The organism is Clostridium sp. D33t1_170424_F3 (genome assembly GCF_015667585.1).
In the GTDB taxonomy this organism is placed as follows: domain Bacteria; phylum Bacillota; class Clostridia; order Oscillospirales; family Acutalibacteraceae; genus Anaeromassilibacillus.
Window position 1 is genome coordinate 171,799 of the sequence record NZ_JADPEG010000006.1, and the last position, 14,126, is coordinate 185,924.

Annotated in this window: 7 protein-coding genes; all 7 read left to right on the forward strand. The window is 52.4% G+C overall.

Features of this window, described 5'->3' with window-relative positions; translation table 11 throughout:
- The first annotated feature begins 99 nt into the window (after positions 1-99).
- Positions 100-1,611 (forward strand): sugar ABC transporter ATP-binding protein, encoded by a 1,512-nt coding sequence (locus tag I4V53_RS05935; protein ID WP_195984500.1) that lies wholly within the window; start codon positions 100-102, stop codon positions 1,609-1,611.
- Positions 1,612-1,613: 2 nt separating this feature from the next.
- The gene (locus I4V53_RS05940) at positions 1,614-2,657 is read left to right on the forward strand and encodes an ABC transporter permease (protein WP_207747847.1); all 1,044 of its coding nucleotides are present in this window, start codon (positions 1,614-1,616) and stop codon (positions 2,655-2,657) included.
- A gap of 31 nt (positions 2,658-2,688) precedes the next feature.
- Positions 2,689-3,690 (forward strand): ABC transporter substrate-binding protein, encoded by a 1,002-nt coding sequence (locus I4V53_RS05945; RefSeq protein WP_195984503.1) that lies wholly within the window; start codon positions 2,689-2,691, stop codon positions 3,688-3,690.
- 244 nt (positions 3,691-3,934) lie between these two features.
- Complete coding sequence (locus I4V53_RS05950) at positions 3,935-5,539, forward strand: response regulator (protein ID WP_195984505.1); 1,605 nt, start codon at positions 3,935-3,937, stop codon at positions 5,537-5,539.
- Between the two features lie 226 nt (positions 5,540-5,765).
- Positions 5,766-11,282, forward strand: coding sequence for a glycosyl hydrolase family 95 catalytic domain-containing protein (locus tag I4V53_RS05955; protein WP_195984507.1), 5,517 nt, complete (start codon positions 5,766-5,768; stop codon positions 11,280-11,282).
- Positions 11,283-11,516: 234 nt separating this feature from the next.
- The gene (locus tag I4V53_RS05960; RefSeq protein ID WP_195984509.1) at positions 11,517-12,245 is read left to right on the forward strand and encodes a hypothetical protein; all 729 of its coding nucleotides are present in this window, start codon (positions 11,517-11,519) and stop codon (positions 12,243-12,245) included.
- Between the two features lie 15 nt (positions 12,246-12,260).
- Positions 12,261-13,910 (forward strand): SGNH/GDSL hydrolase family protein, encoded by a 1,650-nt coding sequence (locus I4V53_RS05965; RefSeq protein WP_195984511.1) that lies wholly within the window; start codon positions 12,261-12,263, stop codon positions 13,908-13,910.
- Positions 13,911-14,126: the final 216 nt, after the last annotated feature.

Sequence of the window (14,126 nt, forward strand, 5' to 3'; positions counted from 1 at the left end):
TAAGATAAACCTGTAAAAACGAAACGGTTCTCTTTGATCCAATCAACGATCCATGCGGGGCTTCCTCTGGAACGCTCCACGAAAGGCGGGAAAAACGAAATGGCGGAACTATTGCGAATGGAGCACATCTCCAAATCGTTCCCCGGTGTAAAGGCCTTGAGCGATGTCAGCCTGACCTTGAACGAAGGCGAGGTGCATGCGCTCTGTGGCGAAAATGGCGCGGGGAAATCCACGCTGATGAAGGTGCTCTCCGGCGTGTACCATGCCGAAGAAGGGGAAATTTTCATCGGTGAGGAACGGGTGACCATTGAAAACACAAAAAAGGCGCAGGAGCTGGGGATCAGCATCATCTTTCAGGAATTCAACCTCTGCTCCCAGCTTTCCGTAGCGGATAATATCTGGCTGGACCGGCAGGCAAAACGCGGCCCCTTTGTAGACGACCGGAAGATGTACCAGGAGACACAGGCGATCCTGGAAGACCTGGGGCTGCACATCAGCCCCAAAGCGCTGGTGCGCAGCCTGAGCGTGGCGGAACAGCAGATGGTGGAGATCGCCAAAGCCATCTCCTTCCACTCCAAAATTCTGGTGCTCGACGAGCCGACCGCCGCGCTGACGGAATCGGAAATCGACCGGCTGTTTGCCATCATTCACAAGCTGAAAGAAAAGGGCGTGGGCATGTTCTACATCTCACACCGGCTGGAAGAGCTGGCGCGCATTACGGACCGCGTTTCCGTTATCCGGGACGGCCAGTACATCGGCACCCGGGACTATGCGGACGTGACCATCGACGAGCTGGTTCAGATGATGGTGGGTCGCGAGCTGACGGCGAAGTTTCCCGCCTATGAGCGGAAACTTGGCCCGGTGCGGTTCGAGGCGCGCAATATCAAAAACAGCAAGGTAAACGTCAGGGAAATTCAGGTGCGGGCAGGCGAAATCGTCGGTCTGGCGGGTCTGATGGGCGCGGGGCGCACAGAACTGGCACGGGCGATCTTCGGCGCGGACCGCACGGAAAGCAAAGAAATCTTCATCGACGGCAAGCAGGTCCCCGTGCACAGCATCCAGGCGGCGATCAGGAATGGCGTCGGTTATATCACGGAGGACCGCAAACGCGACGGCCTGGCGCTGAACATGACCGTGGAGCGCAACATTAATCTGGCCCATATTCCGGAGCTTTGCCGCGCGGGCCTGATCAACGACGTGCAGGCGCGGGACAACGCACGGCAGTACATTGAAAGTCTGCGCATCAAAACGCCCAGCATGAAGCAGACCGTGCAGAATCTCTCCGGCGGCAACCAGCAGAAGATCGTCCTGGCTAAGTGGCTGTGTAACGACATCAAGGTGCTGATCTTTGACGAGCCGACGCGCGGCATCGACGTGGGCGCCAAATACGAGGTCTACGAGCTGATGAACCGGCTCAGCGACAACGGCGTCGCAATTATCATGATTTCTTCTGAGCTGCCGGAGGTGCTGGGTATGAGCGACCGCGTGCTGGTGATGCACGAGGGCCGGATTACCGGCGAACTGGACCGCGAAGAGGCGACACAGGAGAAAATCCTGCGGCTGGCCGCGGGCATCAGGGAAAACGACAGTGATATAAGAAAGGGTGCGTAACATTGAGTATCAGAGAAAAAGCGGCACCGCGCGCCGCCGGGACAAAAGAAGCGCAAAAACTGAAACCGGTTTCTAAAACAGAGCTGGGCGAGTTTATCCAGAAGTTTATGGCGTTCGGTGTGCTGATCCTGTTGATCCTTCTTTTCGGCGTTCTGTCGCAGGGAAAGTTTGTGGCGGTAAACAACCTGCTGACAGTTGTACTGCAGATTACGCCCTATGCGATTCTGGGCTTTGGTCTGACCTTTGTGCTGATTACCGGCGGTACGGACCTCTCCGCGGGCTCGGTTGTGGGCTTCGGCGGTATCATCTGCGCAAAGTGCCTGACCATGGGCTGGAGCCTGCCGGTCGCGATCCTTCTGGGCATCGGCGCCGGTGCGCTGGCGGGCCTGATCAACGGCCTGGTAGTGACAAAAATGAATGTTACACCTTTCATTGCCACACTGGGCACGCAGTTTGCATTCCGTGGGCTGACGCAACTGGTGGGGCAGGGCAAGCCCGTTTCCGTACAGAGCTTGGCGGATAAGGAGCTGGTATCCTCCTTTAAATTTATCGGCGGCGGTACCCTGTTTGGAAGCATCCCGTTTCCGGCGGTATTGATGCTGATTCTGGCCGTGGTACTGGGAATCGTTTTGGCAAAAACGGCCTTTGGCCGCAGGCTTTACGCAATCGGTTCCAATGAAGACGCGGCCCGCCTCTCCGGCATCGATGTATTCCGTACAAAGCTGATGGCCTACGTGCTCTGCGGTGCGACCTCCGCCATGGCGGGGATCCTGCTGGCGGCGCGCCTGGCTTCCGCACAGTCCAACGCGGGCCAGGGCTACGAGCTGGAGGGCATCGCGGCGGCGGTTATCGGCGGCACCTCCGTCATGGGCGGCGAAGGCGGCATCCTCGGCACGGTCATCGGCGCGGCGGTCATGGGCGTGCTGCGCAATGGCCTGAATCTTGTCAAGGTGGACGCGTTTGTCCAGATGGTCATTATCGGCGGCATCATCATCGTCGGCGTATGGTACGATACCCTGCGCCGTAAAAAGCAGAACAATCTTTAATCATAATATTAATTATCAGGAGGAACAAAAAATGAAAAAGATCATCCGTATGTTTTTAACCCTGGCGCTTTCCGCAGCTCTGTTTGTGGGCTGTTCCACCGATACCCCTGCCGCGCCGGCGGGCGGCGCCCCCTCCGGCAGCGCTGGCGGAGGAGACACGCTCAAAATCGCGCTTGTAACCAAAATGGTGGATTCCACCTACTGGCAGACGGTCAAAAAGAGCGCCGACGCGGAAGCGCAGAAGCTTGGCAATGTGGAGGTTACGCACCTTGGACCGCCCACTGAGGCGGACATTGACAAGCAGGTACAGATTGTGGAAACCTGCATTAGCGACCAGTATGACGGGATCATTCTTGCCGCCTGCGACAAGGACGCCCTGATCGAGCCGGTTAAAAAAGCGAAAGACGCGGGCATCCCGGTCGTCATGATCGATTCCGGTATCTCCGAAGATGTGTACGACGCGTTCCTTGCAACCAACAACGTCCAGGCGGGCGCGGAATGTGCAAAGCTGATGGCGGAACTGATCGGCGGCTCCGGCGACGTTGCCATCGTGAACTTTGCCGCGGGCACCCAGACCGCTGTGGATCGTGAGAAGGGCTTTACGGATGAGATCAAAAACAATCATCCCGATATTAATATCGTCGGCGTGCAGTATTGTGATTCTGATCCGACAAAAGCCGCTAATCAGGCGACCGATTTTATCTCAGCCAATCCGGACCTCAAGGGCATCTGGGGCGCAAATGACCAGTCCGCCGTCGGTGTGGCGCAGGCCGTAACGGAAAAGAACCTGACCGATCGCGTCGCAGTTGTGGGTTTTGATAATTCCGACGATATTAAGGCAGGTCTTGCAGCCGGAACGATCAAGGGTACGGCGGTGCAGATGCCCTCCGCAATGGGTTCCAAGGGCGTCAGCCTGGTGGTGGACCTGATCAACGGGAAAACCATTGGGGATAAGAACGTCGATACGGGCGTTACAATGGTGACCTCTGAGAACTATCAGGAGCCGGAAATCGACGCTGTTTTAAATCAATAACAAGAAGAAAACCCTCAAAATCCTTCTTTCTTTAATACCGCCGACTGCCGCAGGATGATCGTCCTGCGGCGGCCTGGCAGTATCTGGTAATGCATCAATTGCACTAAGAGGGAATAGCAGAAGATTACAATAAAAGACAAATTAGTTTCCATATATGGCAAGGAGTCTATACGAAAATCCTAAATAAATAAGACAATGAATGGTTTCAAACGGTGCGTATGTGCCGCGCGGAAGGGGACACGGTATGTATAAACTGATTTTTGCGGACGATGAGGCGCTGGTGCGCAACAATGTTGCCCGTCTGTTGCAGTGGGAGACTTGCGGGTTTATGCTGGCAGGCTGTTGCGCCAACGGATACGAGTTGGTAGAACAGGTCAAAAGAGACCCGCCCGATTTAGTGATAGCAGATATCAATATGCCGTTTATTAACGGAATCGAGGCCGCACGGGAAATCCGGCAGGAGTTTCCTCAGGTAAAGATTGCCTTTCTGACCGGCCATGATGACTTCGACTATGCACGGCAGGCGATCGACCTGCATGTTATGAAATATATTCTGAAGCCCGTTACAGCGGAAAGCCTGACGGAAATCCTGCGTGAGATTCGTGCGGAGATCGACGAAGAATATCGGCGGGCCGGCAACTTAAAATACCTGTCCGCTTTTTATCAGGAGAACCGTGCGGTGGTGCAAAGCCTGTTTCTCAACGGCCTTCTTTCCGGGACTGTTACCGACCAGGAGGCGAGAGAAAAGATTGAAATGTTGGAGTTGAGCTGTCTGGATGCGTCGGTTTTTCAGGCGGCGGTCATCTTGCCGGATCCGATGCCGCCGGACTGCGGCTTCTCCCAGGAGTCTCCGGAAATGGCGCTGTTTGCGATCTACAATATGGGAAAGGAGCTGATGGAGACGCGCGGCGTCGGCATGGCGGTATTGGGCGGCAAGGACGTGACGCTGATCGCATGCGGGCGTTCCGGCGCGCCGTATCTGGACCGGGCGTTTACCTCCTGCCTGGAGGAACTGCGCGCGGTTGTGGAGAAGCACCTGCATTTTACGGTCACCGTTGGCAAAGGCGCGCCATGCCGCCGGTGCAGTGAGATCTGCCAGTCTCATGAGGGCAGCCTCGCGGCGCTGGGCTATCGGGAATCCATCGGCAGGAACCGCGTGATTTCCATACAGGACATTGAGCCGAAGCGGCAGGATATGAAGGTTTACGGCAGAGCGGAGGAAGACCGGTTGGTCGCCGCGATTAAGCTGGCGGACAGCGGGCAGGTAGAAACGCTTCTTGGAGAATTGTCCGGCGCGCTGCTGGAACCCGCCGGGCCGGTACAGCAAAGATTTTGCACCTTTTCCATCCTTTTAAGCCTGTTGCGGGAGGCGGACACGCTTGGTCTGAACACGGACGAGATTCTTTCCGAAGCGGACTTGAAAGAGGTCTTTGCGATGCGAGTTGCACCTGAGATGCTGGAGCTGATCCGTAAAACCTGCCGGAGTATGATGAAAAGCGTTCAGCTCAGCCGCAAAAAGAGCTGTTCCGCTGCGATGGATCAGGCCCGGCAGATCATTGAGGAACACCTGACTGATCCGGAGCTTTCTGCGGACTTTGTGAGCGATATCCTTCACCTGAGTGCCAGCTACTTTCGAGCATTGTTTAAAAAGGAAATTGGCGCTACATTTGTTAATTATTTAACAGAGATGCGCATGGAAAAGGCGAAGGATTTCATTCTGACAAGCGGCAAAAAGAACTACGAAATCGCGGAGGAAACCGGCTATGCGGACCCGCATTATTTCAGCTATTGCTTTAAAAAATACTATGGAATGTCCCCAAACGAATTCCGAGAGTCGATTCATCCATAAATTTGATTATTTGTAAACATAAACGGATTTTATATGGGAACAGCGTTGCATTTTGCCTGTTTATGATCGAATTTTCCATTCTGCAGGCAAATTTGCTCTGCTATACTTGCAATTGAAAGACAACGGCAAAGATGGTTTGGGAAGGGGAGAGGAAGACTTTTAAACCAAGCTACGGAAGTACACCAAAAGCGCAAACGATACGGAAGAAAGGATGAAAAAATTGGCAATGAAAAAATTTTGTTCCCTGCTATTAGCCTGTTCCATGCTGTTGACCACATCGTCGGGGACGATGGCCGCAGCAAAACCGGAGGAACCACATGCTGCCGCGTATCGCTTCCTGGACGATCCCCTGCAGGGGGAAACAGGCGTGGTTTCCGTCACCTACGATGCGATGGACTACGAAGGGGAAACGCCGCTCAACCAAAAAGATCATCTTCGCTGGCGCGAAAGCATGGTGACCGGCAACGGAGAAATCGCCCTATTGGAATCCTGCAACCCCCTGAGCGACGTGATGATCTTTCAGAACACCAAATTTAACATGCCAAACAACGACCGGATGGACACACCGGCAGTTTATCAGAAGCTTGACGAGGTTCGCCAGGCCATGGTGGAAGATCCATATGCCGCTGAAACGGAAGGAAAGGCCTGGAAGCTGATTGAAGCCCAGGCAAAGGAGTCCTGGGGGATTGGCGAGGATGAAAAATGGGTCTGCGGCTATGATTATTCCTATCATCCGGGTAACCAGCTCCGTGTGGAGATGGAGGGACGCGGTGAAGCGCAGAATTATAAGCGCTGGACCAATTATGAAAAGGCCGAAATCGGAGTAGGTTTTGAAGATGAATCGGGTGTTTGGCTGCGCCGGACGTTTGCATCCCGCGCGGATAACGTCATCATTACGGAGTACACCCAATCTTCAGAGGGTGAGAAACTTGACCTGACGCTCTCACTTGATGACATTTCCTCGATTCCGCGTGAGTCGGGCACGACCCCGAATGTGCGCTATAAAGTGCTGGTCCCGGAAGATGTTTCTTATATTGGGCAGATCGTGCATTATCCGGTTTTTGAAAACAGCTTTTTGAACGAGGGCGGCTATGCTGGCGTTACACGCGTGCTGACTGATGGTACAAAAGAAAAGGTGGTTTTGGAATCGACGGACAACAAAAACGTTGGTGAAAAGGCGGCTATCCAGATCACCGACGCGGAAAAGGTCATTTTGATTACAGCGTTGGACCGCAGCATAGACACATTGGGCAGCATGGAGGAATTTACGCAGGCGAATTCCTACGAACTTGTGGACGAGCTGTGCACACAGGTCGCAGAGGTGGAAAAGACCTACACGGAAGAGGATGTTTCGGTGGATTTCTCCTACGATGAGGCGCTGGCTGCGCACGCGGAGATCCATAAGCCTTTGTTTAACGGCGTGAAACTGGACCTTAACGGGGACGAGGCGAACCGTGCGCTGCCAAATGAGGCGCTGCTGAAAAAACAGCGGGCTAATAAATCGTCTCTGTATCCGGCGATGATCGAGCGTGCATTCAACGCGGGCCGTTATGCGGCGATCTGCGCGTCCGGTTATTCCACTACCCGATTAGGCGGTATTTGGACCGGCGTATTCAATCCGAACTGGCAGGCGGATTACACGACGGACGCGAATGTCAATCTGCAGGTATCCGCTGCGAACGTTGGCAGCATGAAAACCTTTGGCCGCGGCTACATCGATTTTATGCTGCGCATTGTGGACGATTTCCAGTATAATGCGGAGCAGATTTATGGCATGAAGGACGCGATCATGGCTTCCGGCCGTACAGATGGTGAAAACGGTTTTATTTATCACTTTAATGCGGGAAATCCCTTTTTCAGCTGGAACGCGGGCACCGACTGGCAGCTCCTGCCAATTTATGAGTACTGGCAGTGCTACGGCAACGAGATCATCCCGGTCGGCAAGGATGTGGACGTCGATTCCCTGGCGGAAGTCCTCGATCTGGACAAAGCAGACATAGAACGGGTCAAAGCGGAGGGCTTTAATCTGGAGGGGGACATTCTCTGGCCTTTACTGCGCAAGCATGCACATTTCTGGGAGCAGTTCGTAGACCCGCGCTATTATATGGATGCACAGGGAAAAACCAGCTACGATCCGGAACATACGGAGCTGGCCGAAGGAGAACGCTACATGCTTCTGCCTACATACTCTCCAGAGAACCATCCCAAAAAACCAAACGAGGATGTCGTGCAGATCAACGCCACCATGGACATTGCGGCGGCAAGAGACGGCCTGGATATGGCAATCGCAATGGCGGGTGTGATTGGGGATACCTCCGAAGTAAAAGAATGGCAGGATTTGAAGGCAAAGCTTCCTGCCTACAAGTACCAGAAACAGGGCGACCTGATGGAGTGGTCCATTGACGAATGCGAAGATCGTGAGAACTACGGCCATCGCCATTTCAGCCACCTTTACCCGGTGTGGCCCGGCTATGAGACAGAGGACAATATGGAGCTCAAGGCGGGTGCAGACCTCACGATGGCATATAAGGCGAGAGACGGACAGAATTCCCAGCAGAGCCACGGCTGGATGCACAAGGGCCTGGGCGAAGCCCGCCTGAAGAACGGCCAGGGGATCATTGATTCCCTGAAGCCCGGCATGACAGGAAAAATTTATCACAGTTCCATGACCACGGCGCACAATGTGAACGGCAGTTCCGCCTATTGTACAGATACGCAGATCGGCATGGTGGGCATCGTGCAGGAAGGCCTGCTGTTCTCCCGCACCGGTATCACGACAGACGGATTTGAAACGGAGAACGACGGGAACCGCAACGGTGAAATCGAGCTTTTGCCTGCGCTCCCGGAGGATTGGGATGAGGGCAGTATCACCGGCCTGCATGCCAGAACGCAGGCAACGGTAGACCGCTTGGAATGGAGCCGTACCAATGGAGAGGTCCGGGCAGAAATCACCTCAAATACCGATCAGACCATCCTGTTAAAATGCGGCGTCGCCTGGAAAGATGTCCAAGTAAACGGAAAAACACCGGAATTTGATGAGAACGGGAATGTATGCCTATCCCTTTCTGAGGACGAAACGATTACAGCAATATTCTCTCTCTCTGAGGTAAAGAACGGATATTATGTTGTACAAAACGGTGAAAATGCTCTGACTGCACAGGATCAGAACCGTGCGGAAGATGGAACCGTTTCTACTGCAAAAATGGAAGTTACCCTACCGGATAACGCACTCTGGTCGGAATTCCCATCCTATGTCTTTGACGATGGCAAACTGCCTTCCTGGAAGACGCCCGGCAAAACCGCGGGGTACCTGAATGCGTCCAATAAAGTCTCTCTGTTTGTCCGCGGCAACAATTGGTCGGATACTTACGGCGAAATGTGGAGCTGGGGCGCAGGAGCGTCCTTGGATCCGGCGGGGCTTTCACAGCTGCGCCTGACAAACGCGGGCGGCGGTTATGTGTATTTGGAGACGTATCAGGAGTGGAAAGGCGATAATTGGGACGGCGTCAGCCAGAAGGTTCTTACGATCCATCCGGAAGAGGGCAAGGTCTGTAACACAGTGAAACATCCAGAAGACGATACACAGAAGTGGAAGCGCCTGGTCACAGAAAATGGCTACGTCGCTTTTCAAAACAAAGCGAATGGCGAATACCTCAGCGCAGAAAAGATGGATTCCAACAGCGATATTGTAACCATTCCCGCGCGGGAGGATTATGGCAGGCATCAGATCTGGAAGCTTGTATCCCAGCAGGGTGGCGGCGTTAAATTGATAAACGCTGGTTCAGGCCGCGCATTGACCACAAGAAACGGGGCGTTGGTTCAGAGCGTGCGGGGCGCGGTGTGGAAATTGTCCGCAGAGAAAGATGGATACCGCATTTTGAACGCTGACGGTACAAAAGGCATTTCAGCGGTTGGAACGCTGCTCCCCGCGGAAGAAGCCTCTGTTTTCCAATTTATCGAAAAGGATGCACCGGTCACTTATTATCCCATCGACGCGGTTACGCTCAATATCCCACGGGATACGCTCCCGGTCGGTGAAAGTATGCGGGTTTCGGCTGAGGTAGAGGCACCCGGCATATCAGGTATGGACTGGATATCGGTTGGAATCGCACCTGTTTATCTGGTGGAAAACGGGACCGGCGCCGCGTCCATTGATAAAAACGGAAACTTAAAAGCACTGCGTGCTGGCAATGTCACAGTGGTGGCCCTATGCAAAGCCGACCCATCCGTCCGCGCGGAAAAAACGGTTCGCATTACATCCGATCAGCAGGTTCTGACAGTACAGTACAGCGAGAACGCGGAACTGTCCGTTACAGGGACATACGAAATGCTCATTGAAAAAGACGGCCTGTTTGGTGCAGCCGTTCGGAGCGGCGAGGAAATCAGCCTGACCTTTGTTCCGGTAGACGGCCCGTTTGCAGGCGCGACGCTCAACGGCGAGGAAATCCCGTTTGAGGCAAATGGCTTTACCTATACCTTTACCATGCCGAAAGATAAGCTTTCTCTGCGGTTTGCGTTTACAACCGTTAATAAGGGCATTTTGGAAACGCTGCTGGATAAAGCAGACGAAGTGACAGACGAACAACTTGAAAAGCTGGTTCCGTCCGTTCGCAAAAAGTTTATTGACGCGCGCGACAACGCACAGGCTGTTTATGAGAACAGTGCGGCAACACAGGACGAAGTAAACAAAGCCTGGAAAGAACTGCTCAACATGATGCATTACCTCTCCTTCGAAGAAGGCACCAAGGATAAACTGGAATACTGGCTTGATTATGCGTCCATGTTGGATCTGGAAGCCTTTACCCCGGCCAGCCAGGAGGGCTATGCGGAAGCACTCGCCTATGCGGAAGAAATCTACAATGATGAGGGTGAGACGCTGAAAGCGGAGGTCGAGAAAGCAGCCAAAAACCTATACGATGCGATCATGCGTCTGGAGCATCGCGCGAATACAGAAACGTTGAAGCTGCTTGTGCAGGAAGCACAGAAAATCGATTTGGATAAGTACATGGACGGGCCGGAAAAAGATCGTTTCCGCGAGCTGCTTCCGCAGGCGGAAGACCTTTTGGAAGATGGAAACGCGACCCAGGAACAAGTCGACAAAACGAGTGAATCGCTGCGTGAAGCCATAGAAAATCTGCGCCTTACACCCAGCAAAGAAGCGCTGAAGGACCTGCTTGATGAATCTGAAGCGCTCGACCCGGACGACTATACCCAGGAGAGCTATACGGCTCTGCGCACCTCTTTGGACGACGCTTGGGATACGTACAACGATGAGAATGCGACGCCAGAAGAAATTACGGCGGCGATTGCCAGCGTATTGAAGGCCCGGAGCAGCCTGGTTCCGGCGGAGAAGCCGGAAGAACCCATTAAACCCACAAAGCCCAGTAGGCCGGCCAGCGGTTCCTCCGGCAGCAGTTCCAATGCTTATGGCAGTGCGGGAACCGCAGCCGTCATGACCGATGCGGTGGCACAAAAATCCGTCCGCTCCGATACGACTGTCGACTTCATCCTGAAGAGGGGCAGTGCATACTGCTTTAAGATGACGGTTCTTAACGGCAGTGTCATGGCGCCAAACTTTACTGTAGGCAACGGCAATGTGCTCAAGACCCAGTTCGTAACAAGAATTGGAAATGAGTATTACTACCGGGTTTGGGCAGTCGGAGCACCCGGCCAGAGCACCGGCGTGTACACAACCATGCCCGGCGAAACCGCGCAGAAACATTGCACGGTGACGATCGACTGACAACCATTAGCGACTTATAATGGATGTTTCCTGATTTAACATTTGTATAATGTTTTTAACAGGATTTTCGAATACGGCAAAAACTTAAAGATGCGGTTCCAGCTATAGGCTGGAACCGCATTTTGTTTATATAAATTTGCCTGCACAGGTAAATTTATACCATTGAAAGATTGTGTATGAAAGGGGGAATATTTACGAAATTGTCTATCAGGTCCATGCGGAGGAGGTGTGTAAGTGATTATTTTAAATAAAAACTGGACTTTTTCAGCAAAAGGGGAAGACACCGTACTTGGCTACGTAGGAGAAAATATCGTACATACGCTCCAGATTCAAGTTCTTGGAACGGAATATTGGATGTGGAATATCGTTTTGGAGACCGTACAGAACGAAAAAAGAAACATCTGGGCGGTTGAAAAAACGGTAGTAAACGGAAATTTACTCTTATCTGTTCCCGTTAAAAAAGAATACCTTTTGCAAAATGGAACAATTCTTGCGCAGCTGCGGGCAAGTGCGTCGGATGGCCGTATAAAAAAGTCCGCGAAATTAGGTCTTAGCGTGAAGAGCAGTATCAACGCGCCGGACGTGCTGCCGTCACCGCTGCCCTCTGAGTTTGCAGATTATGAAATGCGGATTATCAATGCGAAAAGCGCGGTGGAAGCTGATGCGAACCGCGCTGCAAAAGCAGCCCGATGTTCTCCAAAGATTGGCGAAAACGGCAACTGGTACGCGTGGAATGATTCGATTGAGGGATTGCAGGATACGGGAATTGCCGCGTCGGGAGCAGGAATGAGCAAAGAAGAAATAAAAGAATATGTGGAGTCACTGCTCGGATTAGGCAAGGCTCCTGAAGTAAACGCAGACGGAACGCTGGTTTTTCGTGCCGCTCCGGCTCTGGATTACAGCGGTGTACTGACTATGAAAAAAACGCCTGAAATAAACCAGGATGGAATCTTATTATTTTGATAAGGGAGTTAGGAAATGACCGATTATATTACGAAAATCCGCACAACGAGCGGAGATAAGCAGATGGATTACAATGCGCTGGCAAATTTGCCGCAGGCGTTAAAAAGTCCCAATAAGCTGACTTTTACCGGAGCGGTGGATGGAGAATACGACGGTTCAGAAGAGGTGACCGTGAATATCCCTGTAAGCGGCGGTACAGATTGGACATTTTTCAGCCAGACGCCTTGCCGGTTGTCCGGGTCTTCGATTGGCAGCGTCAGGCTGGTCTCGTCTGGGACGTGCGATTACCGCATCTATTCTGATACGGTGAAAGACATGGACAGTACAGCCCGGACGCTGCACTGGATGACGGAGGATCATACGAACGGGTGTTATAAATTCACCGTAACCATCGGAGACAATCCACCCAGTAGCTGGTACCAGATTTTCTTTTCTATGAAGTTTACTGGATTGGAAGTGGGGAAGGCCTATAAGCTGTATGTTGACACAACAGGGCTTACACCGGATTCAACGGGCGCGGGAATGCATTTCGGACGTTTTTTGCTGGCCAGTGTTGTCAACGGCTCCAAGAGCGATTTGATCATCAGTACCACGGAAGTCGATCATGCCAGACTGAATTCCTGGCAGTTCGTCGCGACGACGCCAGACGTACTTTTAGAGTATTACGCAGGTAAGGAAATTTCTGAATTAGTATCTGGCTACCAGGTGCGCTTTAAGGATTTGTACATCAACTCTGCCGATGCGGAAAGCGGGCATACACCCATATTTAATCAATCGGGCACGTTTACGGGGGAGTTACAATTCCCGGAATATACGGATAAATTGCACTATGAATCGACGCCAGCCTGTTCCGTGTACTATTCTGAAGCAAAGTCCAAGCTTTTTACAATCAACGGCCAGGAGCCGGATGCAAGCGGTAATATAGAGATTCCGGTCAGCCGCCTGCAGAGCAGGACGATGGCCTGTTTTGGAGACAGTATCACAGGAGACTTTCAGCCGCCGGTGGACTATCCTTCTGTAGTCGCAAAGCTGACCGGCCTGCAGGTATATAACCTAGGTATGGGCGGCTGCCGTATGTCGCAGCATTCAGACCAGTATTATGACGCCTTCAGTATGTACCGGCTGGCGGATGCTGTGGCTACCGGGGATTTTACATTACAGGAAGCAGCGGTGGGACACACCACAAATTATGCGGCCAATCGCGTGGCAACATTAAAGTCTATAGATTGGACAAAGGTGGACTATGTCACCCTTCTATTTGGGACAAACGATATTCAAGGAGGAATGCCGTTGGATAACGCGGACGATCCCAAAGATGTTACAGCCTACCTGGGCGCCGCCCGGTATAGCCTGGAAACGCTCTGGAGCCGCTATCCGCATCTGCGTATTTTGCTTTTAACTCCTATCTATCGCTACTGGGATAATGAGCGGGTAGACAGTGATGAAAAAATGTTTGGAAACAAGCATTTTTACGAATACGGAAACGTGCTCCTGCAATTGGCAAAGGATTACAAAACGCCGGCGCTGGATTTGTATTACACTTTGGGAATCAACAAATACAACCGGGGACAGTATTTTCCGATTGGGGATGGAACGCATCCAAACGATTTGGGCCGTACGTTGCTGGGGGAGAAGATCGCCGGAAAGCTACTAAGTGAATTTTAATTTTCTTGGCCTCCAGATATTGGTCAACCAATTGAAAATCGGTTTTATCGCAGAAATATTGTATATCAAAAATGCCATTGGCAGTTTCAAACTGTCAATGGCATTTTACATTAATCAGCTTTAGCGAAAGGACAACCCCCGGCTAAGCCGGGGAGAGTAAAAAAGATTAAATAGTGAAAAAACCTTCTGGTAGAATAAAGTCGCGGTCGGTCAACT

Coding starts and splice junctions, on each gene's coding strand:
- I4V53_RS05935 (WP_195984500.1), top strand. CDS start 100: ATGGCGGAACTATTGCGAATGGAGCACATCTCCAAATCGTTCCCCGGT.
- I4V53_RS05945 (WP_195984503.1), top strand. CDS start 2,689: ATGAAAAAGATCATCCGTATGTTTTTAACCCTGGCGCTTTCCGCAGCT.
- I4V53_RS05950 (WP_195984505.1), top strand. CDS start 3,935: ATGTATAAACTGATTTTTGCGGACGATGAGGCGCTGGTGCGCAACAAT.
- I4V53_RS05955 (WP_195984507.1), top strand. CDS start 5,766: ATGAAAAAATTTTGTTCCCTGCTATTAGCCTGTTCCATGCTGTTGACC.
- I4V53_RS05965 (WP_195984511.1), top strand. CDS start 12,261: ATGACCGATTATATTACGAAAATCCGCACAACGAGCGGAGATAAGCAG.